The 24,752-nt window shown below is 33.7% G+C and carries 18 protein-coding genes; 7 read left to right on the top strand and 11 right to left on the bottom strand.

All coding sequences use genetic code 11. The annotated features are described in order from the left end of the window. The first annotated feature begins 238 nt into the window (after positions 1 to 238). Positions 239 to 2,767 (top strand): DNA gyrase subunit A, encoded by a 2,529-nt coding sequence (gene gyrA, locus N4A35_16030; GenBank protein MCT4582922.1) that lies wholly within the window; start codon positions 239 to 241, stop codon positions 2,765 to 2,767. 124 nt (positions 2,768 to 2,891) lie between these two features. Here the strand turns inward: gyrA and N4A35_16025 are convergent, their stop codons facing one another. The 3 genes from N4A35_16025 to N4A35_16015 all read right to left on the bottom strand — a co-directional run bounded on the left by N4A35_16025 (position 2,892) and on the right by N4A35_16015 (position 7,803). Then, complete coding sequence (locus tag N4A35_16025) at positions 2,892 to 3,878, bottom strand: hypothetical protein (GenBank protein MCT4582921.1); 987 nt, start codon at positions 3,876 to 3,878, stop codon at positions 2,892 to 2,894. Positions 3,879 to 4,291: 413 nt separating this feature from the next. Next, complete coding sequence (locus tag N4A35_16020) at positions 4,292 to 6,160, bottom strand: PLP-dependent transferase (GenBank protein MCT4582920.1); 1,869 nt, start codon at positions 6,158 to 6,160, stop codon at positions 4,292 to 4,294. Between the two features lie 338 nt (positions 6,161 to 6,498). After that, positions 6,499 to 7,803 carry a TolC family protein gene (locus tag N4A35_16015; protein ID MCT4582919.1) on the bottom strand — a complete coding sequence of 435 codons (1,305 nt, stop codon included), beginning with the start codon at positions 7,801 to 7,803 and terminating at the stop codon, positions 6,499 to 6,501. A 197-nt stretch (positions 7,804 to 8,000) separates the two neighbouring features. On the opposite strand from N4A35_16015, the gene N4A35_16010 reads away from it, so the two are divergent. The 3 genes from N4A35_16010 to N4A35_16000 all read left to right on the top strand — a co-directional run bounded on the left by N4A35_16010 (position 8,001) and on the right by N4A35_16000 (position 12,813). Then, positions 8,001 to 9,587, top strand: coding sequence for a S8 family peptidase (locus N4A35_16010; GenBank protein ID MCT4582918.1), 1,587 nt, complete (start codon positions 8,001 to 8,003; stop codon positions 9,585 to 9,587). 84 nt (positions 9,588 to 9,671) lie between these two features. Continuing rightward, on the top strand, positions 9,672 to 11,159 hold the full coding sequence (locus N4A35_16005) for a T9SS type A sorting domain-containing protein (GenBank protein ID MCT4582917.1): 1,488 nt from the start codon (positions 9,672 to 9,674) through the stop codon (positions 11,157 to 11,159). A gap of 82 nt (positions 11,160 to 11,241) precedes the next feature. Further along, positions 11,242 to 12,813, top strand: a complete 1,572-nt coding sequence (locus tag N4A35_16000) for a GMC family oxidoreductase (protein ID MCT4582916.1) — start codon at positions 11,242 to 11,244, stop codon at positions 12,811 to 12,813. Here the strand turns inward: N4A35_16000 and N4A35_15995 are convergent. Beyond that, positions 12,803 to 13,411: a TetR/AcrR family transcriptional regulator gene (locus tag N4A35_15995; protein ID MCT4582915.1), complete on the bottom strand. Its 609-nt coding sequence runs from the start codon at positions 13,409 to 13,411 to the stop codon at positions 12,803 to 12,805. The two genes, N4A35_16000 and N4A35_15995, sit on opposite strands and share 11 nt — an antisense overlap. Before the next feature lie 77 nt (positions 13,412 to 13,488). On the opposite strand from N4A35_15995, the gene N4A35_15990 reads away from it, so the two are divergent. The 3 genes from N4A35_15990 (at position 13,489) to N4A35_15980 (ending at position 16,937) form a co-directional block, all read left to right on the top strand. Beyond that, on the top strand, positions 13,489 to 13,971 hold the full coding sequence (locus N4A35_15990; protein MCT4582914.1) for a DUF2867 domain-containing protein: 483 nt from the start codon (positions 13,489 to 13,491) through the stop codon (positions 13,969 to 13,971). A 1-nt stretch (position 13,972) separates the two neighbouring features. Then, positions 13,973 to 15,097, top strand: coding sequence for an FAD-dependent monooxygenase (locus N4A35_15985; GenBank protein ID MCT4582913.1), 1,125 nt, complete (start codon positions 13,973 to 13,975; stop codon positions 15,095 to 15,097). A 130-nt stretch (positions 15,098 to 15,227) separates the two neighbouring features. Beyond that, positions 15,228 to 16,937 (top strand): DUF349 domain-containing protein, encoded by a 1,710-nt coding sequence (locus N4A35_15980; protein MCT4582912.1) that lies wholly within the window; start codon positions 15,228 to 15,230, stop codon positions 16,935 to 16,937. A gap of 38 nt (positions 16,938 to 16,975) precedes the next feature. Here N4A35_15980 and N4A35_15975 read toward each other — a convergent pair whose 3' ends face one another. The 7 genes from N4A35_15975 to N4A35_15945 form a co-directional block, all read right to left on the bottom strand. Then, complete coding sequence (locus tag N4A35_15975) at positions 16,976 to 18,526, bottom strand: response regulator (GenBank protein ID MCT4582911.1); 1,551 nt, start codon at positions 18,524 to 18,526, stop codon at positions 16,976 to 16,978. A gap of 7 nt (positions 18,527 to 18,533) precedes the next feature. Then, the gene (locus N4A35_15970) at positions 18,534 to 19,673 is read right to left on the bottom strand and encodes an FIST C-terminal domain-containing protein (protein ID MCT4582910.1); all 1,140 of its coding nucleotides are present in this window, start codon (positions 19,671 to 19,673) and stop codon (positions 18,534 to 18,536) included. Between the two features lie 117 nt (positions 19,674 to 19,790). After that, positions 19,791 to 20,873 (bottom strand): hypothetical protein, encoded by a 1,083-nt coding sequence (locus N4A35_15965; GenBank protein ID MCT4582909.1) that lies wholly within the window; start codon positions 20,871 to 20,873, stop codon positions 19,791 to 19,793. 79 nt (positions 20,874 to 20,952) lie between these two features. Further along, positions 20,953 to 21,741 carry a hypothetical protein gene (locus tag N4A35_15960; GenBank protein ID MCT4582908.1) on the bottom strand — a complete coding sequence of 263 codons (789 nt, stop codon included), beginning with the start codon at positions 21,739 to 21,741 and terminating at the stop codon, positions 20,953 to 20,955. Positions 21,742 to 21,783: 42 nt separating this feature from the next. Beyond that, positions 21,784 to 23,556, bottom strand: coding sequence for a DNA mismatch repair protein MutS (locus N4A35_15955; protein MCT4582907.1), 1,773 nt, complete (start codon positions 23,554 to 23,556; stop codon positions 21,784 to 21,786). A gap of 110 nt (positions 23,557 to 23,666) precedes the next feature. Next, on the bottom strand, positions 23,667 to 24,113 hold the full coding sequence (locus tag N4A35_15950; protein MCT4582906.1) for a DUF2452 domain-containing protein: 447 nt from the start codon (positions 24,111 to 24,113) through the stop codon (positions 23,667 to 23,669). Positions 24,114 to 24,204: 91 nt separating this feature from the next. Continuing rightward, positions 24,205 to 24,750, bottom strand: coding sequence for a DUF6438 domain-containing protein (locus N4A35_15945; GenBank protein ID MCT4582905.1), 546 nt, complete (start codon positions 24,748 to 24,750; stop codon positions 24,205 to 24,207). Between the last annotated feature and the right edge of the window lie 2 nt (positions 24,751 to 24,752).

Here is a 24,752-nt window from a genome sequence, read left to right as displayed (position 1 = left end):
AAAAGGATATGAAGTCATAAAAATAGACGAGAAAAAAAATATCTTTCATTAGAACGCTTAAAAATGCCCTTAAATTGGATTTTGGATTATAGTTATTAACAGTAAGTTGAGTTTGGTAGACTGTTTGTTAGCAAATCGTCGTTTTAAAGCGGTAAAAAAAGCGTTCTATTGATTATCTTCGAATGCTTGTAAAAATTGTATACAAGATATAAAATAAAATTAACCATTATAAATTAAAATGGCAGAAGAAAAAGGAGAAAAAATTATTCCGGTAAGTATTGAGGAAGAAATGAAATCTGCATACATCGATTATTCGATGTCGGTTATTGTTTCTCGTGCATTACCAGATGTTAGAGATGGATTAAAACCTGTACATCGTAGGGTTTTATATGGAATGTTAGATTTGGGAGTTAAATCCACGAGTGCTTATAAGAAGTCTGCGCGTATCGTAGGTGAGGTTTTAGGTAAGTATCACCCACATGGAGACTCTTCAGTATATGATACTATGGTACGTATGGCCCAAGAGTGGTCGTTGAGATACCCGTTAGTAGATGGACAAGGTAACTTTGGTTCTGTAGATGGAGATAGCCCAGCAGCTATGCGTTATACTGAGGCTAGGTTAAGAAAAGCAGCAGAAGAATTACTATCTGATTTAGAAAAAGATACCGTTGATTTTAGACCTAACTTTGATGATTCGTTAAAAGAGCCAAGTGTATTACCTACTAGAATACCAAACTTATTGGTTAATGGTGCTGCAGGGATTGCTGTGGGGATGGCCACAAATATGGCTCCTCATAATTTATCAGAGGTAATTGATGGAACTATAGCATACATCGACAATAGAGATATTGATGTTGCTGGTTTAATGGAGTATATCAAAGCACCAGATTTCCCAACTGGAGGAATTATCTACGGGTATGAAGGTGTAAAGAGTGCTTTTGAGACAGGAAAAGGGCGTATTGTTATGCGTGCCAAGGCTGCAATAGAAGAGATTAGAGAAGGTAGAGAAGCAATCATTGTTACTGAAATTCCATATCAGGTAAATAAAGCTGATATGATTGAAAAAACAGCTGGTTTAGTTCAAGAAGGAAAGTTAACAGGTATTTCTGAATTAAGAGATGAGTCTGACCGTAATGGAATGCGAATTGTTTATGAATTGAAACGTGATGCAATTCCAAATGTAGTATTAAATAAATTATATAAATATACTGCGTTACAGACTTCATTTTCAGTGAATAACATTGCTTTAGTTGATGGGCGTCCTGAGATGTTGAATCTAAAAGATATGATTCACCATTTTGTGGAACATCGTCATGATGTGATCGTTAGAAGAACGCAATATGAATTAAAGAAAGCTGAAGAAAGAGCACACATCTTAGAAGGGTTGATTATCGCGTCAGATAATATAGATGAGGTCATTAAAATTATTAGAGGTTCTAAAAGTCCTGAGGCTGCAAGAGAATCTTTAATTGAGCGATTCGAACTATCTGAAATTCAGGCTAGAGCGATTATTGAAATGCGTTTAAGACAGTTGACGGGTCTAGAGCAAGATAAGTTAAGAGCTGAATACGATGACTTAATGAAAACAATTGCTGATTTAAAAGATATTTTGGCAAATGAATCAAGAAGAATGCAGATCATCAAAGACGAACTAATTGAGGTTAAAGAGAAGTATGGTGACGAGAGACGTTCAGTAATTGAGTATTCAGCCAATGAAATGCGTATAGAGGATTTAATCCCTGATGATGAAATGGTTGTAACAATTAGTCATGCAGGTTATATTAAAAGAACGCGTTTGGATGAATATAAAGTTCAAAACAGAGGAGGAGTAGGTTCTAAAGCTTCGACAACGAGAGATAAAGATTTCTTAGAGGAATTGTTTGTGGCAACTAACCACAATTACCTGCTAGTTTTTACTGAAAAAGGAAAATGCTTCTGGATGCGTGTATTCGAAATTCCAGAAGGGTCTAAAACAGCAAAAGGTAGAGCCATTCAAAACTTGATTAATATTGAGCAAGACGATAAGGTTAAGGCATATATTAGTACTAAGGACTTAAGAGATGAAGAATATGTAAATAATAACTTTATCGTGATGTGTACCAAGAATGGTATTATCAAGAAGACGAAGTTAGAGGCTTATTCTAGACCTAGAACGAATGGTATTAATGCAATAGGTATCCGTGAGGGAGATGAGCTCTTAGAAGCTAAATTAACGAATGGAAACAATGAGATTTTAATGGCATTGAAGTCTGGACGTGCAATTCGTTTCCCTGAAGAGAAAGTTCGTTCAATGGGACGTACTGCATCTGGTGTAAGAGGAATTACGATTACGAATCCAAGTGATGAAGTAATTGGGATGGTATGTGTAGAGGATTTTAGCCATACGATTCTAGTTGTTTCTGAAAAAGGTTACGGTAAGCGTACTTTATTGAATGATCCTGAAACAGGTGAAGCCATTTATCGTGTTACAAATAGAGGTGGTAAAGGTGTTAAAACACTGAATATTACTGATAAAACAGGAGAGTTGGTTGCAATGAAAGTAGTTACAGATGATGATGACTTAATGATTATTAATAAATCAGGTATTATGATCCGTATGCATGTTGACTCTTTAAGAACGATGGGTAGAGCAACTCAAGGAGTAAAACTGATCAACCTTAAAGGGAAAGATACTATTGCTGCAGTAGCAAAAGTAGAACGAGACGAAAATGAGGAAGAGATAATTGACGGTGAAGGAGGAGAAGATACTCCTGTAACCGAAGAATAGAGCTCGCTATTCATAAATAGTAAAAAGGTCCAGATTCAATTGAGTCTGGACCTTTTTTATTTAAAATTTTAAATAATAAATCGTATTGGGTAGTTTGTTGTCTTGGATTTTGGTCTTTGACTTGTTAGGAGTTAGCGATGTGTGTCCAATATGAATACGTAGGAGTGAAACTGTTAGGAGGTGTAGTTGTGTAGGTGTGGTCAATTCTCATTTTTACTTTATAATCATAAGATTTTAACTGCTTAGAACCTCCATACCATCTATATCTCCCGATAACAGTAGAAGAGTTGACAACATTAAAATAGGTAGGGTAATTGGTTGGGTATGTTCGTCCAGTTTGACTTCCTCCGCAACGGATTTCATAACTGCAATTGGATAAATAAAACCACATTGTCGTTTTACTATTAAAGTTTAAGTCGTTGCTGACCAAAGCCCCTTCAGAGATTAAGGTGAAATAAACTCCATACCTCTTGTAATCGCTTCTTAGTTCTCCGTTAACATATATGTTTCCATGGGTAATGATTCGATGTACAGGGGTTAGGTGACTTCTGCTGCTAGCTCTACGATCAGAACAAAAAGTAGATTGCCCCTGGTATTGTCCTTCTTCTAGTAGCGTGATGACCTCATCTTCAAATGAAAATTCATAAACTGAGCCATTAGTTGTTTTTTCATTGGCTGCTAGTTGATAGGCATTAGTGGTTTCAGCTGGTACAGCATAAACTTTTTCAGTTTCAAAATTTAACTTTAGATACCATTGGTCAATTTTTACAATATTGTCTTGATTTAAAATGTTTACAATGAAATCATCAATGGAGTTTTTGCTCGATTTTGTTTGCATCAACTTTTCATAAGAATTAAAGTTACTTTGCCTTATTTTCTGAATTAAGAAGTCTGTTTTGCGTTCATCTTTAGCGCCCATAAAAGATTTGTAATACTCAAAAGAAGTAAACTCTAATAGGTTATCCTTTATTGTTAATTGACTGTAGTCATTTTGATCAGTATATGTCTTTTTTTCTGAGGGAATTGGTTCAGGAGTAAGTCTCTTTTCTTTGTTACAAGAAAAAAGAAAAAGAGCAATAATAATTGTTGGGGTAATTAAAAAATTTTTCATTTTGAATTATGATTAAACGTGTTGTGCCTACTTCTGGTTTAGGGTCTCTTCAGCTTATTTCGACCGAGATAACAGCTTGTGCAACTCACTTTTTGATTTCTCTAGGTATATTTATTCCAGAAGATGGATGAACTTAAATCTTTTTCGTTGTTAACTGTTGATGTAGATTTTGTATGGTGGTATGGTGGATAGAGCTTCTGTGTTCTGTTTTTATAGTTGAAGTATAACAACTAGAGTTCCTAAATTTTTATATATAATTCCCCCTAGATTATATATAAACTTGAGCATTCTATTTTTTTAGAATGCAATTCAAAAGAACACAAATTATTGAGGGAAATGAAATAAATCCCAATATCTTTCAAGCTAAGTATAAATACTTATTGTTTAGTTAGGTGGGTTTATTGTGTTGGTTTTTAGGTGCTTATGGTTTGTTTAGGGCAATGCTTTTCTACAAAGTCTAAAAAGATTTTTTGGTGCAATTCTAAATCCATATTAGGAGATAAAGCAACACGAGCTATATAATCTTTATCATCTTCTTTTGTTGTTCCTTGAGTTGATGTTGCCGGAATGGTCCAATAGCATCCCTTTAATTGACCATAACTTACGCAATACTTACTTTCATGTGGTATTTTAGTAATCATTAGGTTAATTAAATGATTGTTGAGTGTACGTTTGTATAGTTCTCTTTCCTCAGCAGTATCACCTTGAGTAGGGAGGTCTAATGAAAAAACAGATGGGGTAAACCCTTCGTTAGCAAGTGCTTCTGATACAAAGTTGATCTTTGCTGCTGGTAATTCTTTCTGAATAAAATCAACAAATTTACGAGTGTTGCTGTAAGCATCTTTGATGCGTTGATTCATAGAAGGTAATTGCTGTGCTAAGATTTCGTATTGTAAATCTGTAGCTTCATTATCGCATAACAACAAATGTTGTTCAATTTTATCCATCAAATGAGCAGCTTTATTGTTGGCAACACAATACCCAGCTGTACATTTACCACCGCTAGGAAATTTAGAACCACTTACATAGGCAATGCTTTGAACTGTAGATAAAACATTGTCATCTCCTAGGAAGTGAACGTTTGGACAGAAAGTTTGATCCAAAATAAAAACAGGTGAAACGGCTATAGCCCCATTCTCAGTAGTACGTTGTCTACTCAAAACATTTTTTAATGCAATGAGGTCAGGCACCTCAACCCTTGGGTTTGTTGGGATCTCAGCAATGATTAATGGGACAGCGTCTTCTTTAGCTATACTATCCAAAACCATATCAGTACTTTGTACCATATCGTGGTCACCGTCTACTGGTAGGTCCATTACCGAAACATTGTCATAGCAAGCAGCAATTCTTCTTGCTTGGTCGTTTGTTCCTCCATAACAGTTGGGAGGAACAACAATTTTAATAGCTTTACCTTCATAGTTTTCAAAGGCATAATCAATTAACCCCATTACAATTGCATATTGTGTTGAAAGTCCACTAGAAGCCACAATAGCCTTGCTGGTGGTGTTGGTAATTTCTTGAATAGATTGCAATACACTAGTCTTGTCTTTTGCTTTATTATGCGATGGGCTAGCTGTTGAAGCAGTTCCAACTAATTGTTTTAAAGCCACAAGGGTGTTGGCAGGAGTCATGGCTATTGTCTCTCTTCTACGAACATGTTGAATAGAAGAGACGTAAGCATTATTTTTTGTTCCATTAACGACAAGAATACTGCCTAAGTTAGGAACCAAGTTGATGTAAAAATCAACCGCATCAGTTAAATTTAACTGACTTAATTCGTTATTTTCTGTTAAGAGAATTGTGCTTCCATCAAAAGCAGGAATATGGTCTATATTCTCAATTTGTTTCAGCTCAAAATCATAATGATAAACACGTTGGAGTATCTCCGTATCCAATTCTGATGGAAGTTTATCAGTATATAGAATTTGTGTTTTTTTATTTAAAATTAAATTTTTTCTTAAGATCGCAAATAAAGGAATGGTTTGAGACGAAAATGTAATTACATTTTTTGAAGGAACAGCGTTAATTTTAGCGATTCCCCATTCTAATACACTCGATAATGGGTGTCCTAATCGTATGTAATCGTATGCTGTTGGCAATTGGTTAAGCGAAGCAGTACTATAATCATTATTGTTATATAGTAACTCAAGTTGCTCTAGAAACTGAAATTTTGCTTGAGCTTCATCATAAATATCTAAGCGGTGGGTAGTTAAGGTTAACCAATCCGACGGAATGGTAGGTAGTAAATGCTTTAAATAGTCAATCATTTTATCGTTTTCCATGCTTCTATCTTTTGATAAAGGCCGAAGGTACGAGAAATTGAACGATTTTAAAAGCAAATATTTATTTAGATAAGCAGAACTGTTAACATTAATTGGATGCTGCTTTATTATCGTCAATTAATTTTCTGAATGAGGATATTGTCTAGGTATAAATCAACTGCTTGATAGACAGTCATAGCCGTTAAACCATGGTATATTCTCTTAGTACCTTGAATAAAATAAAGGTCATCCAAAATTACAATGTTTTATTTTTTGATAATCAGGAGATTGCTTAGGTTGGATTGTTCTTTCTCTTTGAGTTTCTTTCGTTTCAGTCGTTGATTAAATGAAGCAATGATTTAGTTTTCTTCAACAATACCACCTGTTAATTTGGTTAAGTTCGTTTTTGATTCGATAATAGCATACATTGAATCAAATAAAGAAACGCCAGCTCTGAGGTATGCAAGTTCAACATCTCGGAGGTTGAAAGAATTAATTAAACCACTGTTTTCTTTTAAATGAGCGATTTCTAAATTTTGCTTACTTGCTGCAAAGGATTGTTTATTAATGTCAAAAATTGCAACCCTTGAATTGTAATTTTCCAATTGTATTTGTAGTTCTTGATTCAATTGTAGTTTTGTTTTTTCGATATTAAGGTTAGTAATTTCCTCTTGGGTGGCTACATTTTTGATTGCTCTTTTGATTTTTCCACCATCAAATAGACGAAAGGCTAAGGTGAAATTTCCAAAATAATTAATGGTGGTACCATTGGCGGATTGTGAGCCTAAGACAAAAGTACTATTGCTGTTTTGAGCTCCAGCATTAAATGAAAGAACAGGGTAGAGGTTGGCTTTGGCTAGCTTTAGTTCTTTTTGACTAAGCTCCAAGTTGATCAGTTGATTTTTAAGGTTATTGTTGTTACTAATCATTTTGTTCTCCAGCTCTTTGGATTCAAAAACAGGCATTTCAGTGGTAAGCTTTGAGGTAAGGTTCCATGTTTTACTAATCTCGTTTCCCATTAATAGATTAAGGTTTCTTACTGCATTTTTATAAGCAAGTTCTTGCATTACAAAAGAAGAAGAGTCGGTTAAATAAGCTGTTTTATATTGAAGTAGATCAACAGTTACAGCAGTACCCAAAGCTTGTTTTACTTTTTGGTACTCGTATTTATCTTTAGAAAGTGTTAATACTTGCTGTAATAAAGCTATTTTTTCAAGTTGTAACTTTGCATTGTAATAGGCCAATATAATGCCTTGAATGGTGTTTTCAATTACAATCGATGCGTTCCCCTCACTCTGTTCTTGAAGTAGATCCAATTTTTCTTTATTGGCCATAACTTTAAAACCATTGAAAAGTGTCCAGTTTAGATTTAAACCACTTTGAAAGGAGTGTGAACGTATGGCTTGTTGAATAAAGGCAGTAGGGTTATTACTTTGATCAGAAATGGAGTTGCCTTGTTGAAGATTAATGTCAATACTAGGATATCTTCCCGCTTGGCCCCAGTTGTTATTATTTTTTGAAATTTCAACATTTTTATTGGCAATCACAATGTCAAAGTTTTGAGCAAGACCCAATTTAATCGCGTCTTCTATGGATAAATCATCTTGGCTCCAGAAAGTAGAACTTCCTATGAAAAGAATTAGGGAAAGAAATAAGTGTCTCATAACAGCACTAGTATTGAAAATTGATGCAAAGTTATCGATTATTTTTCAGAAGATAAGCGGTTTAAGGGTGCCATCTTGGGGATTATTTCCGAAATAATGTTAAGAAATTCTAAATTCTGATTTTTAGGATGATATTTCAGTTGGTATTGAATTAAAATAATTAGTTTTGGCGTTTATCTATAAAAAAATATAATACAATGAATATTACAGCAAAAATATTGGCAGGAGTGTTTTTAGCTTCGGTAGGAAACACATTAGTAGCTCAGGGCCCAGAAAAAGGTACTTTAAACTGGTATAATGGTAAGAAGTATGGGATGGAAACAGAAAAAGCTTACAAGAAGTTATTGAAAGGCATGGAAAGCCAAACAGTGATTGTTGGGGTAATTGATTCAGGTGTAGATATAGAGCATGAAGATTTAGAAGGAGTAATTTGGACCAATGAAGATGAGATTCCAAATAATGGTATTGATGACGATAACAATGGATACATTGATGATGTACATGGTTGGAGTTTTTTAGGTAATCCAAATGGGAAAAACGCCAATGATGCCCAGTTGGAAGTTACACGTATTTATGCACGATTAGATAAAAAGTTTGCAGGAAAAGAAGAGGGAGACATCAGCAGTGCTGATAAAGCTGATTATGCTAAATATAAAGAAGTAAAAGCAGTTGTTGAAAAGGAGCGTGAAGGAGCAGCAATGCAAATGAAGCAAATTGCTCAAATGCAACAATATGTAAAAAGTATGGATGAGCAATTCACTAAACTTTATGGAAAAGATTATACAACTAAAGATTTAAAGAAAGCAGCAAAAGATCCAGAGTTAGAAAAAGCAGCGAATGCCATGATAGGGTTTAAAGCAATGGGGATGGATCCTGCATATTTAGAGCAAGGAATGCACCATTTTAGCAGTGCTGTAAACTATCATTACAACAAAGACTTTACAGAAGATAGAGATATTATTGGTGATAATCCATCTGATTTTTCTGATACAAAATATGGAAGCAGTGATGTAGAAGGTCCAGATGCTATGCACGGATCGCATTGTTCAGGAATTATTGCTGCGGTAAGAAACAATGGAAAAGGAAACAATGGAGTAGCTGATAATGTTAAAATTATGTCAGTTAGAGCAGTGCCAAATGGTGATGAAAGAGATAAAGATATTGCCTTAGCAATCCGTTACGCAGTTGATAATGGGGCACAAGTGGTGAATATGAGTTTTGGAAAAGGCTACTCTGAAAATGATGCTGAGGTAATCAAAGCAATTCGTTATGCTGAAAGTAAAGGAGTATTGTTGGTACATGCTGCAGGTAACAGTAACAAAGATACAGATGTTGAAAGCAATTACCCTAGACCTGTTTATCCATCAATGCAAAAATCAGAACGTTTTACCAACTGGTTAGAAGTAGGAGCTTCTACACGTTATAAGAAAAGATTAGCGGCTTCATTTTCTAATTATGGAGATGAAACAGTAGATGTTTTTGCACCAGGATTAGAAATTTATTCAACTGTTCCTCAAAGTGAGTATCTAAGTACACAAGGAACAAGTATGGCAGCTCCAATGGTTGCAGGAGTGGCAGCATTGTTAAAATCATACTTTCCTTCATTAACCATGATCGAAATTAAAGACATTATCAAAGAATCGGTTAAGGATGTAAGTCAAATGGAAACACCATTGCCAGGAAACCCTTCTAAAAAAGTAGCTTTTGGTACATTATCGAGTACAGGAGGGATTGTAAATGTTTACAATGCTGTAAAATTAGCGAAAGAAAAAGTAGCAAAATAATTTATATCAGATAGAATTTATTAGAAAAGAGGGTAGTTGATCTATCCTCTTTTTTATTTTTGTGCAATTAAAAATCATAAAGTTATGAAAGCGATTTACACTTTTTTAATGTTAAGTCTTACTGGGCAATTGGTAGCACAGTATGCTACACCTGGAACAGGAGTAGTTTGGAATATGGATTCTTTAGTGCTGCATAGTACAATCGTTCAAAATACGGGGACTAATTCTTATTTGGTAACTGAAGACTTGACCATCTCTGCAAGTGATTCTGTATTTATTATAGGTAAAAATGTAATGTTCGCTAGTGATGTTTTGGTTACGGTAACAGACGCTGGATTATATGTGCTAGGTAATTCAATCGCAAATGAATTAATAGCTGAGAATCAAGGTCAAAACTATAAAGGCTTTCGATTAGAGGGGAATTCAAATGTATTTATGGACAATGTAATGCTCAGTGATTGTGGAGGGATCAAGGTCTTAACACCAGAGTTTGGTATTCAGAATAGTACCATCGAAAGTAATCCTGCGGATATCAATACTAGTGGGTTTATTGAATTGTCATCAGGGAAACCAAAAATCATTAATAACTCTTTTAAGAATAATGAGGTTTCAGCTATTGCTTCTGCAGCGAATGCAACAGTTGCACCATTAATCAAAAATAATGTGTTTTATGGCAACGTTTCTGGGAATACGAATCGTCCACAAATTAATTTAAGTCCTTCTGGAGCTAATGATACAACAGTTATTGAGGGAAACACCATCACGGGAGTTTCTAGTAACGAAATGGCAGGAGGTATAGCCTTTTCTGCTTTAGCAGGTGGTGTCGGTAATGTTATTATAAGGGATAATGAAATAGGAGAAAACCGATATGGTATTACTATTTTAGGAAATAACTTGTTTGCGTTAATCGAGCAAAATAATATTTGGGATAACAACATTCAAAATGCCCCTTTTTTAGGAGGAAGTGGAATTAATTTAAGTGGAGATTCATCAAGTTTAGCTGTAATCACTGATAATGCTATTAGTGGAAATTTATGGGGAATTACAGTTCAACAAACGTTTAAGGTTAATATGGGGGATGCGCATATAGGAGGAAGTAACCCTGGATTGAATACCTTTAGAGCGAATATAAATTCTGGAGATACTTATGCATTGTTTAATAATACTCCCAATACGATTTATGCTACGAATAATTGTTGGGATTTAACCAAGACTCCAACTTTACAACATGCAGAAGATGTGATCTCTCATGTTGTGGATGATGCAACATTAGGAGAAGTCTTTTTTGATCCTATAGCAATGTGTACACCAGTGACTATTAAAGAGCTTGATTCGGAAGCAATTCATGTTTATCCTAATCCTGTTCAAAATAAACTCTTTATCGATGTTCCTTCGAGTTTGGGTAATTATACAATTGAATTGTATACGATCAATGGACAAAATATTCCTTTACAGCAGTTTGCTAGTGGTACTGAATTTTTTCTAGATATTACAAGTTTAGTAAATGGGGTTTATCTTTTGAAAATAGAAGGAAATGATTTTGTTTTGAATAAAAAGATTCTAAAATACTAATGTATTCATGGGAGGAGTTGTGTTTCCATTGTTTTTCAGCCAAAGAATCAATATCTTGTAGGAAAATAAGTCTAGGATTTCAATGGCTGTAGAAAAGGATTACGATTATATTGTTATAGGAAGTGGCTTTGGAGGCTCTGTGAGCGCACTTAGATTAGCGCAAAAAGGATATCGAGTCTTAGTCATTGAAAAAGGGAAGTGGTATAAAGGCAAAGATTTTGCAAAAACCAATTGGAATTTAAGAAAATGGTTGTGGCTACCAAGGCTTCGATTCTTTGGAATTATGAAATTGTCTATTTTTAGGCATGTTGCAGTTATTTCTGGTGCTGGAGTTGGTGGAGGTTCATTAGTGTATGCCAATACATTGCCTGTGCCCAAAACAAACTTCTATAAAACGGGAACTTGGAGTGACTTAAACGATTGGGAGAGCGTTTTAAAACCTTATTATCAAAAAGCTTTAACAATGTTAGGGGCGTCTCAAAACCCTAAGCTTTTTGATGGGGATAAAGGTTTAGAAGAATTGGCACAACAAATTGGTAGACCCCAAGATTTTGAGCGACCAAATGTAGCAGTTTATTTTGGAGAAGAAAGCAAAACAGTAAAAGACCCTTATTTTAATGGTGAGGGGCCGGATAGAACAGGCTGCAATTTTTGTGGAGGCTGCATGACAGGTTGTAGGAATAATGCCAAAAATACATTGGATAAAAATTATTTATACTTAGCTCAAAAATTAGGCGTAAAGATTATTGCAGAGTCTGAAGTTATTGACGTAAAGCCTATCCTAGATAAAAATGGTAAAGATGGTTACATTGTTCAAACTAAGTCTAGTACCAAATGGTTGAAGAAAAAGCGTGAATATACAACCAAAGGGGTTGTTTTTTCAGGAGGTGTTTTAGGAACAATCAAACTTGCTTTAAAGTTAAAGAAGCAGTCTCTTCCTTTGTTTTCAAAGACTTTAGGAGATAATATTCGAACAAATAATGAAACGTTAATTAGTGTTTCGTCATTAAATAAGCAACAAAACTTTTCAAAAGGAGTAGCAATAGGAAGTCTGTTGCATACAGACGAAAATAGTCATTTAGAAATTGTACGATATGCTGAGGGTTCTGGGTTTTGGCGGTTGTTACATTTACCGCTAGTTACTGGTAAGAATACCTTTGTTAGATTGGGTAAAATAGCGCTGAAACTGATTAAAGCTCCTTTTTCTTATATTCGAGTATATTGGTTAAGTAGTTGGTCGAAACAAACTTCTGTATTGCTTTTTATGCAAACCCTGGATAGTACTTTGAAATTTGACAGTGGAATTTTTGGAGGACTAAAAACTTCGGTAAGCAAAGGACAAAAGCCAACTCCAAATATCCCAGAGTCGGTTGAATTGGCTAAACGATATAGTAAAATAGTTAATGGTAAACCAACCTCTTTTGCTTTAGAAACATTAGCAGGAATTCCATCTACAGCTCATATACTTGGAGGTGCTGTAATGGGAAAAACAGAAAAAGAGGGAGTGATTAATCAATACAACGAGGTTTTTAATTATCACAACATGTATATCATAGATGGATCAATGATATCAGCTAACCCAGGAGTTAACCCATCTTTATCGATAACAGCCATAGCAGAACATGCTATGGAGCATATTGAAGCTAAAAAATAGCAGTAAGTTTTCCTTTATCAGTTAGGTAGGGATAAAGCGTATAAATAAATGATGTACTTTGTTCATTTATTAATTCTTTGTTGATTTTGTTTCTTGTGATCCCACTATAGGCGAGGTAAAAATCAAACGTTAATTGAATGCGTTCATAAAGTTTTTCGTATTCATTGGGTAATTCTTCTTGACGAAGAATTCCTTTGGTGGAAAGTTGTTGTATTATTTCTTTGAATTGTACTTTACGGTTGGCTTGTAATTGTGTATAATGCTCCTTTATAATGTTGTTTGTCCTAAAAATATGAACAATATCAAAGAAAAAGAAACGGTAATGATACATGTGTTCAAACAGCGTTTCTGAACTTTTAATTAGGGATTGTACAGCTGTTTTTTGAGAAGAAAAAAGATCAAAAGCATCATCCATTAATCCTACTAATTCAAAATATAAAGCTTCTTCGATAGCCGCTTTTTTAGGGTAGTGGTAAGTTAAATTACCAGGGCTGATTCCTAAATGTTTGGCAATTGTATGCTGTGATACATTGGCTATACCTTGTTCATTGAAAAGTTTTAATGCTGCATCCAATATTTTTCTTTTGGTCTTATTCATCTTTCAAAGATATTAAAAAATAGTATAACTGTACTAAGTTGAAAAATATTAGTATATTTGTACTAAAATATTTGAGTATGGTTAAGAAAGAAAAAATAGAACTTTCAGAAAAGCTATTAGAGCTACTGGATGGTATTGATTTTTATGATACTTTTTCAACAACTAATCATCAGGATACAATAGAAGAGGTTGGATTAAAAATTTTTAATACCTCCCCTAAATGGGTCGAATGGTTATTTAATCTTCGGAATTTTCTAGTACGATTTATAGGGCTAAAAACCGATCCCCCAAAAGATTTTAACGAGTCGTTAGAAGAGGGAGGATATATTCATTTTTTCAAAATCTATCAACTCGAACCAGATTTCATGGTATTAGGAGCTGATGATAAGCATTTAAATTTTAGGGCAGTTATAGCAAAGCATCCAATTTTAGACTACAATATTAAGGTCACAACATTGGTAACTTACAATAATCGGTTAGGACATATTTATTTCTTTTTAATTCGCCCATTTCATGCGTTAGTGGTCAGGCAAATGGTAAAACAAGCATATACAAAGTAAGATGGAAAAAGTAACAATTATAGGAGCTGGAATAGCGGGGCTAACATTAGGTATTGCCCTTCAAAAAAAAGGTATCGCATTTGAAATTTATGAAGCTTTTGATACCGTTAAAGATTTAGGAGCGGGAATCATGTTGGCAAATAATGCAATGCAGGTATATCAAAAGTTGGGGTTAACATCAGAAATTGCAGCAAAAGGGAGGGAATACCATGCCTTAAATATTGTTGATGGAAAAATGAATATACTCTCTTCTATGGGAGCAAATACTTATTCTGAACATAAAATCGAGAGTTATGCGATTCATAGAAGTACTTTACAGCAGGTCTTACTCAAGCAAGTTCCTACTGAAAAATTACATTTAGGAAAAAAAGTAGCAGCTATTGAAAAACAAGCAGCGTTTACTATTGTCAAGTTTCATGATGGAACTCAAATTAAAGCAAGCGTATTAATAGGAGCAGATGGTATTCATTCAGAAGTTCGTCAAAGCATTGGGAGCAAAAATGAGATAAGAAATGCACATCAAATTTGTTGGAGAGGAATTGCAAATATAGAATTGCCTAAGGAATATACTCACCAATTACATGAAATATGGGCGGATGGAAAACGATTTGGATTTGTTCAAATTGCAACAGATAAAGTCTATTGGTACGCATTAAAAGATAGTAAGCAACGAGAGACGATAACGATAAAAGAGTTATTGGTTTTATTTCAAAATTTTCATCCGGTTGTCAACAAGATAATCGCCCAAACCGATGGAGATAAGCTGTTGACGAATGAAATGTTGGATTTGAAGCCGTTAACTCAATGGTTTCAGGGGAATATTTGTTTAATTGGAGATGCCGCTCATGCCACAACCCCAAATATGGGCCAGGGAGCTTGTCAATCAATAGAAGATGCTTATGTATTATCAGAAGAGTTAGCGAAAACAAAAAATATTCAAGCAGCTTTTCTAAATTATCAAAACCATCGTATTCAAAAGGCCAATAAAGTGACAAATATGAGTTGGAAAATTGGTAAAGTCTCGCATTATACTCATCCAATTTTTGTAGCTATTCGAAACTTTTTGTTAAAACAGACACCTGAAGCAATGATCAAAAAACAAAATGAGTTTTTATTTAAATTATAGGCTTAAATTCGTCTTATCTATAATAGAATAAAGGGAGTAGTGATAAAAAAGATAAATTTTAGTGTATAAATTTAACTTTAAGAAACATCTTTATTAAATTTGATACTTTGTACCATAAGTAATTATAAGAATGACAGATAAGATTTCGATTAAGGAAAAATTAAGTGAATTAGTCAAGACTCCTTATTCTCAAGATTTAGAATTGGAGTTTAACAGTGTAATAGCATCATTTAATGCGCTATTTAGTGAAGAAAAAGAACAGGAGGTAGAGATTGATGAAGAGAATAAAGAAGCGCTAGAACTATTTGAACAAAATAAGGCTTTGAATGCTGAAATTTTGCAATTAATCCAGGATTTTAAGAACAGTAAAACAGCATTTAAAGATGCAGTTAAGGCTGAAGAAGAAAAAAATGCTGTTTTGAAAAAAGAGATCATAGCTGATTTCAAAAAACTAGTTGAAGAAGAGGAAAATCTAGGTGCTTTATTTGGGAAAGTAAAAGAGATTAGAGACCAATGGAATACTATTGGAAACGTCCCGCAGAAAGTGTTTCAGAAACTTCAAGCTGAGTATAGTAAAATTAATGAGGACTTTAATTACAATGTTAATATCTACAAAGCATTACAGGATAATGATTTAAAGAAAAATTATTCACTTAAAAATCAAGTTATTCATCAGGTTAAAGAATTGGTAGAGCATCCTCAAATTAAAGAGTTGGAAAAGCAAGTTCGTGTTTTGCAAAATAAATGGGATGAAATAGGACCAACATATAAGGAACATTGGGAAAATTTAAAAGAAGAGTATTGGACAAATGTGCAAAAGATTTATGATAAAATCAAAGCACATTATGAAGCTCAAAAAGAAGTACAACAGGAAAATTTACAAAAGAAAAAAGCACTGATAGAAGAATTAAAAGCTGAAGTAGCAAAGCAATTTGAGAAGCATCAAGATTGGGAGCTTGCAACTAAGGTAATTATAGGAATACAAGAACAATGGAAAAAAATTGGTTTTGTACCTAAAGAAGAAAACGAAACCATTTGGAGTGAATTTAGGACATTGAGTAACTCCTTTTTTGACCGTAAGTCGGAATTTTATAAAGGAAGAAATGATGTATTTGCTAAGAATGCAGCGTTAAAGCAAGGCTTAGTAGATCAATTAGATGCATTAAAAGATTCTACAGAATGGCGTGCTACTGCTGAGTCTATTAAAAAGATTCAAAACGAGTGGAAAAAAATTGGACATGCTGGGAGATCTAGTGAACAAAAGTTATGGAAAGCCTTTAGAAGTAAATGTGATGCCTTTTTTGATGCAAGAGCTAAACATTTTGAAGCTATGGATGCTTCAAATGAGGGGAACTTAAAATTGAAAGAAGAGTTGATCGCTAAGATAGAAGCTTTTAAACCCTTAGATGATGCGAAAGCAACTTTAACTCAATTAAAGGATTTCTCTAAAGAATTTTTGGCTATAGGAAACGTTCCATTTAAGGAAAAAGATCGTGTATACAAAGCTTATAAATCTGCCTTAGATAAACTCTATGATGGTTTAAAATTGGATAAAGTAGAGAAAGAAAAAGCCATGTTTGAGGCAAAACTTGAGACATTAAAGTCTAGTGTTAATCCAGTAAAAGCTATTCAAGTTGAAAAAGACAAGATTAGAAAACGTATTACAGAGTTGACTAAAGAAATTGCTAATTATGAGAATAACTTAGGATTCTTCTCAGCTTCAAAAGGAAGTGAGTCGTTGTTTAAAGGTGTGCAAGGAAAAATTGAAAATGGAAAAGCTAATATTGAAAAGCTAAAACAACAACTTAAACTCTTTTCTAAATTAGAAACTAAAGAGTAATCATTATTTGATAAGAATAACCTTAAAATCTCAGTGCATTAATTCACTGAGATTTTTTTGTTTTTGATATTAACTAATGCCTTTTTTATCTTTTTAACAAACTCATTAGGATCTATAGGTTTGGTTAAGAAATCATTCATGCCAGCATGGTACACTTTATTTTTTTGTTCGGTTGTAGAAGAGGCTGTCAACGCAAAAATTGGCAGAGTTTTGTTAAATTTTCTAATTTCTTGTGTCGCTTCCAAGCCATTCATAACAGGCATTTGCACATCCATTAGAATAAGATCATATTCTTGCTCATTTCTTTTGATTTCTTCTACAGCAATAAGTCCATTTTCGGCATGTACAGTCTCAATGTTCTCTTTTTTGAGTAAGTCATTAATGACTAAATAATTGAAAGAAGCATCTTCAACTACTAGAATTTTAGCAGGTTCTTCAGAAAGAATGCTGCTTCCTTTATCCATTAACTGTTCGTTATTGATATGGTTAGTTAAGTCTTTTTCTATTTCAAGTATAAAGAAAAAATCCGCTCCTTTACCAGATTGACTTTCTAGCTGAATGGTAGCACCCATCATTTCCAAGAGTTTCTTTGTGATGGCCAACCCTAGTCCAGTTCCTCCATATTCTCTAGAAGTAAACGAAGAGGCTTGTCTAAATTCTTCAAAAATGGCTTTTTGTTTTTCTTCAGGTATACCAATTCCAGTATCTTTTACAGAGATTTTAATTTTACTATATGAATGAGATTCGTCCACTAGGGTGGAGGTAATGAATATTTTACCTTTTGAAGTGAATTTAGCAGCATTACTGACAAGGTTGGTTACCACTTGTCCCAATCTTACTTTATCACCTAGTAAGTGGTCTGGAATATTGTTGTCGTGCGAAAGAATAATTTGATTCTCTCTTTCTTGTGCTAATAACAGGTTTCCATCTTTGATCTCCCCAAGGAGTTGAGCAATTGAAAAACTACTTTCTTCGAGTTCTATTTTCCCAGATTCAATTTTACTGAAATCTAAAATATCATCTATAATCAGTTTTAGATTGTTTGCATTAATTTTTAGCGCAGAAAGGTATTTTTGCTGAGTTTCTAAGTGTTTTTCTTCACTTAAAAGATGTGAAATACCAATGATGACATTTAGAGGTGAACGAATTTCATGAGACATTGTAGATAAAAAATCCGATTTAGATTGGTTGGATTTATCTGCTTCACTTTTCGCCTTTCTTAATTGTTCCTCTGTACGTTTTCTGTTTTTAATTTCTTGTTGAACCAATGAGGTAATGGTCAATAAATCGCCTTCTTCTAGTTTTTCCTTTTCATAGAGTGTTCTAGAGTTTCTTAAAACCGTTAGTAACTCTTTAAAAGCTTGTTGTGTAAATTGTTTTTCAATTTGTAATTTTTGGTTGATTTCTTCATACTCTTGACTGGCTACATCAAAAGCATTTTTATTGAGTTCTAAATAGTTGTCGTTATTGATATAAGATGAATTAACAGCATTAATAAAGTCTTGAAGTTCTTTATTTTGCTGCAAATCAGGGTCTTTCAGATATTTTTTAATCTGCCTATTTAGTAATTTATGATAGTTCGAATTCATAGTGGGGCTAGTCTTCGTAAATAGTAGTAATAGTCATCGTTTGGTTGTATAAATCACAACCTTTAAAATTGGAGGTAGAGGAAATTTCTCCATAAGAGTAAAAGCCAGTAATACAAGCATTAGGATTGTTAATAGCCTCTTTTACTTCTTCAATTTCTTCTTCAACTCTATGCTCAAGAATTACTTTTCTTCCAACACAACTCACAATTAATACCAGTTCATCTTTTTTTTGTTCATTGGGTAATTTTGCTTTTTCAGCAGCCTCTCCTGCAGAGACCAATAAGTTGTCAATATTGGTGCGCATTAACCGTAAATTCGCTCCTTCAGGGATATCCCCGGCGAAAGTCATTTTTTTTTCTGCTTCATCAATGGATAAAATTGTTCGAACAAAACAATCTTTTTTTTCATCAATTCTTACAGACAAAGGGAAATATAAAGAGGATTCTGCTAAGTTTTCGGCATGGTTACCAAGGTATTTTTTATACAACTCAATAGCATTTTGATTGTCAATTTCATACAGCTCATTGCGGTGTGATTTGGTAATTGTTTTTATTGGACCAAAGGTTTCAAAACCACCTTTTTCACCAAAACCTATATTAAGGTGATTACCATATAAACCGATAGCTACAACTAAATTGGAAGAAAGTTGGTCATTCAATCCAACTAATGTCTTTTCGAAACGTACTCCATCTCCTGCAATACCACCTGTGACAGACATTTTATGGTTAAATAAATGACTAATACCTTTGGTTAAATCACTTCCATTGATGTGGGTTCCTTCAGAAAAAATTAAGGCATGCTTTAAATGCTCTGATTTTAATTGGTTGGCAAGCTGTTGACCTATTTCTTGACTTGAAATAGCTTTAGTGTGCTCTTTAGAGTATATTTTGTAGGTTGATTTTTCAAATTCAATAACGATTGCCACAGATTCCGTATCGTAAATCTCTGTATCGTTTAATTGTCCTGATGTTGATATCGAAATAATATCGTCGTTAGGATATAACGTTCTTAATGAATTATAAACAGTTTTGTCGTTTTCTAAAACTAATCGATCTGCAAAAAACAAAATCAGTTTTTTGTTGTCGCCATGTTGAGCAGCTTTTGTACAAATCCATTTTTTAGAATAAGTCAGTTGGGATAGTCTCATCTTAAAAAATTTTTATGGTTAGGGTACTCCAAATTTAACAATTATATTTCGAAAAAAGATATTTATTTATGTGTACTTACATTTTTATTGGATAAAAGTTTAAAGAAACAGGATAAATTATTGAATATTCCTTTTGTTTTCAAATAACATAAATTGATTGATCCCTAGACTGTATTGAAGGGTGTTTCCTATGAGGGAGAAGTTATTAATCTTTTGATTGGTGATTTTTTCTTTTTTACCATCAAAAAAGTAGATCAGCCAACCTTGATTATCAATATAAGCTATAGCTTGGCCATCAGCTTGAAAGTTGTCTACCCGATAGTTTTCAAGCTCATAACTTTGACCATCTACATATACAGTAAAACGTCCTAGGTTTTCATAAATGATGAGGTCGTCTATAGTGAAATAATAGGATGGGGCATAGGCACAGATTTCTTGTACCTGTCCATCTTTGTATATTCTAAATACATCTTGATTGGTAATATATGCTACCAATCCGTCGCCACAATAAAATGATTGAGGAATGGTTTCTTCTAATTGAAAGACTTCTCCGTTTTCAACAATGTTAAACGTTTCGTTATCGTAATCAGTAAAAGCTACAATATCTCGACCTACGCTATAGTGATATGGACTTGAGGGCCTGTCTATTTCGAGGGTAGCATTGGCGTTAAACACTTTAAAATATCCTTGTGCATTAAAATAAGCAACTGTATTTTCTTTTGCTTTAAAGTTGGTGACTTCACTTTCAATAATATTATTCTCTAGTTGAGCACTAGCCCCATTATAATAAACATAAAATCCTTTTTTGATGTTGTCATTATAAACAATTAAGCTGTCTGTGATGATATATTTTCCGACATTGTGGGTAAGTATTTTTTTTTCAGTTCCATCTATTACACCTAAGCTAGTGGTACCTTGAAAACCAAATAAGTAATCAGTTGGAATATAATAAATAGGAAAAGTTCCAACCTCTATTTTTTGTTGGTCTTTGGTAAAGTAAAAAAGGCTGCCTCGGGTGTCCTCATAAGCTATCGCATTATATCCAACTTTGAAAGAGTTAATAGGTTGATGTTCAAGTCTTATTTTACTTTGGTTAAAATAACCATAAAAGTACCCTCTATCATCAAGGTAAGCATTAAGGTTTTGCGAGCAATAAGCATGCGCAATGGTAAGTAATGTGATTAAAGCTGTAATCTTCATAAAATTAAAACAATTTGGAACGATTACTCAACAAAAATCGAGCCTTAATTGCCTATAACTTAAGATCCAAAAAGTTTATTTAAAGGTTATAGATCAAAGCAGCTGAAAGAACCATAGCTTTACCTACATTTCTGCCTGCTAAAACATAACTACCTCCAACAGATAAGCCAAGATGCTGATTGAATGGTTTATAGAGTTGACCTCCAATTCTGGTATACCCAACTCCTAATGTTGTAAAAGCTAAACCTTGTCCATCTGCATAATCACTTCCTCCAAAAGCATGTTGATAATCTAGCCATAAGTCAGCATATATTTTACTAGAAGCGTATCCAATTTTTGCAGAAAAAGGGACAGAAGATGGAGTAGGGTAAGAACGTTTGCTATAGCCGCTTTGAGCCATTACAAAAAGACCATTTCCTAAGTCTTGTTGAAGGATTAGTCGAGTATCTAAGACACTTGCTTGTTGTCCTAGTGCATAAAGCCCCTCTGTTTGATAATTTGTTAAAGGAGTAGCTTGTCCTAAAGCTCCCAATAGCTTTGTTTTCCCTTTACTCAGTAGAGCATACTTCATATAGATGGAAAGGTCTTGTAAGCTTTGTTCAGGGCCTGACACTACAAATGGTAAACTCATTTGAACATCAAATCTATCTGAGACCCCTACAACACCAAAAAAGCTATAGGCTTGGGTTCCTCTTTTTAAGTTCCTTAAACCATTTGCAGCATAATATTTCGTGTAATTTTCATTGGAGAATGCTCCAACTATTGTGGCGTTACCCTTTCCTTTATTAAAACCATCTACAGGAGCTTGTGAGTATGTTATTGTTGTAAAAGTGGCTAATAAAGTGATCGCAGCAATAATTTTATTCATAAGTTTGGGTTTTAAAGAATAGTTGTATAAGTTGATATATCCTTACACAATTTCCATTTTCTTTAGTAAAAAAGAAGCATTCATGTTTTGACAAACACCATTTTTCATTTTGTAATCAAATGATAATTCGTCATTTATAATTTCTGCGTCAAAATAATGATTAATAACTTGAGGGTATTCGTCTGAAATAGTACATAATGCCAAATCATGAGTCGCAATAATCCCAGTAGACCCAGAAGAGACTAATTTTTGAACAAACTTTTTTGAGCCAATTTCTTTGTCTTTGCTATTGGTTCCTTTAAGAATTTCATCCAAAATAATAAAGTAGGTCGCTGTTTTTATCTTTTCAACAATAAATTTTAAACGTTTTAGCTCAGAGAAGAAATAAGATTCTTCATCTTTTAAAGAATCAGAAGTTCTCATGCTTGTAATCAATTGTATAGGTCGATATTCAAAATGGTTTGCGCATACAGGCATACCTGCATTAGCTAATATTATGTTTAAGGAGATGGTTCTTAAAAATGTACTCTTTCCAGCCATATTGGCACCAGTTACAATAATAAAGTTATTATCTCGAATGGTTACATTATTGTTAACCCGTTTGTTAGTGTTAATCAGTGGATGGCCAACGGCTGCGGCTTTGAGGATAATGGCCTCTTTGGTTAATTGGGGGTAAGTATGATTCGGATGATTAAAACTGTAATTCGCACACGAGAGTTGAGCATCAAAGTAATAAATAGTATCAAACCAATTGGCTACAGTGTTTTGGTGTTGTTCAATCCATTTTTCGAGTTGAGCAACTGCGTTTAGTTCCCATAAAAATAATGAGTTTCCTAGTATTCCAACGATCAAATTGTTTCTACTGTTTAAGCGATTGAGAATAGTTCCTAGCTTTTTTAAGACTGTTGAAGCAGGAGTTGTATTGGTTTTAATCGCTTCTTTTTTAGTTGAATTGATAGAAGCTTGAAAGTCTTTGGATTCAATAACTTCAAGGAGCTCTGCATATTCGTTAATGGTATCAACCACTTTATTGGCTTGTTGGTAAACTTCGTTTGTTTTACTAATATATCTTCCTGTAATAAACATACCAATGGAAAACCAAACAATAAATAACGTTGTTGGAATAATGTTTACAGAAAGCAATAGAATAATGATTATGGAAGCAAATGGAAATAACTTTAAAACAGGAATAAATGCTTTTGGTATATAACTTTGATAAGTACTGATCCAGTCAATGACATCTTGGGAGGCGTAGTCATTATCAATAGCAGAAGAAGTTGCTAGAAAATGTTGTCGCCATTCTAAATCTGGCGTTAGCTCTTGGATGGCATGCTGTTTTTCGATGATATTTTGAGTAGCATTTTCTTGTAATAAGTTTGCTAATGCTAATTTTCCTCCATCTGTGCTTGTACGGTTAAAGTATTGGAAAAAAGTACCGTCACCAAAAAGGTCAATATCGTAACTGTATTCATGTTTTGGATTTAGGAACTCTTTACCATTAGGTAAGTCATTGTATTGTCCATTTAGTACATTAATTTCTGTTTGATTTAATTTCTCTTTGTTAACAAAATATTGTTTTTTTCTGCTGAGGTTAGCGTGTACTTGTACCAAATAGACAAATACTAAACTACCTGTAATAGCCAGAAGGATAACGATAGGTGTATGGTTACTTAAGAAATAACATCCTAAAATAGTGCCTATAAAGACTAAAACTCGGGCAAGGACAATGCTGTTGATTTTATTTTTAACAACTTTGATTTGATCTTGAGCTTTATGAAGCTCTGTTTCGTATCTCTTTAAAAGGTTTACATCCATTGATTAATTGTTGTATAAGACGTCTTTATCAGTTTTAGTCTGTGTATTTATCATCTAATTACCTCATTATCTCATCAGCTAATTATCTCATTATCCCATCATCTAATTATCTAACCATCCATAACATCCCAGGTATGATCAGCTAATAAACGAACTGAAGCGACAAATTCATAAGGACAACCTTTTTTACCCCAATCATTTGGGCCGACCATCACTAATAAGCTTTCATCTCCATTATTATACAAATGATATACATGGTTAATGAGTGGTTCAAAACGGACTTTGGCACTATATATTTGTTGTGAAATATCGACTCGTTTTTGAATTTTTTGTGCTTGTTCAGCTAATAAAGCCATTTGTTCTTTTATCTGGAGCAATTGTATATCAGTTTGATGCTCCATTGCACTGAGGGCTTTAGATTTAATGTCCCCTTCTTTTGTCGGTATTATAGGAAGACTGCCCCTATGGTGACCATAAGTTAGTGTATTAGGGGTTTCTGTAATATGATCATCATCAATGGGATTAATAAACTCCTCTTTTGATTGTTCTTCACTCATAACCATTGTTTTTCTTAAAGGTACAAAGACTATTTAAAAGTTTTCAAAGAAGCAAGGAAAAATTAAGATTGTTTAACGAATGAAAGTGTCATTAAAACTTTTTATCCTTTTCATTGATTACCTCTTTCCACTGGTCAGAATTTAACAAGTCATCAAATAGTTGTTCGAATTCGATAAGTTCTTTAGGAAAACCAAATCTACGATATACTTTTTTGCGAGTTCCATTGAGCACAATGGAGGTGGTAGCACTAGCTACATCTGTTACACTCGGGTTGTCATAAGAATCGTCCATTTCTAGGTATTGAATAGCTTTTGCTTTGTTGACAAACGCTAGCATTTGTGAGCTACTCAGTTGAAGGGTAAATTCTCCAGTTCTCTGTACAAAATTCTTCCCTTTATAGTTAACCCAACCACTATTGTAGATTTGCATCGAATATACAGGGCATTGGCCAAAACAAGGAGAACGTTCTATAGAAGCAAATAGAGAATCGCTAGTACTGACGTTTTTAAACTCATAGTCGTCATTTTCAGTATTGACAACTTCAACTGTTTCGCCTTGATTAGTTGATGATTCTTTTTTGGAGGCACATGCGATTAATAAACTTGTTGATATAAGTATCAAAAAGACCTGCTTCATGG

The organism is Flavobacteriales bacterium (assembly GCA_025210295.1).
Lineage (GTDB): Bacteria > Bacteroidota > Bacteroidia > Flavobacteriales_D > Parvicellaceae > S010-51.
This window is presented reverse-complemented; position numbering and strand designations above follow the sequence as displayed.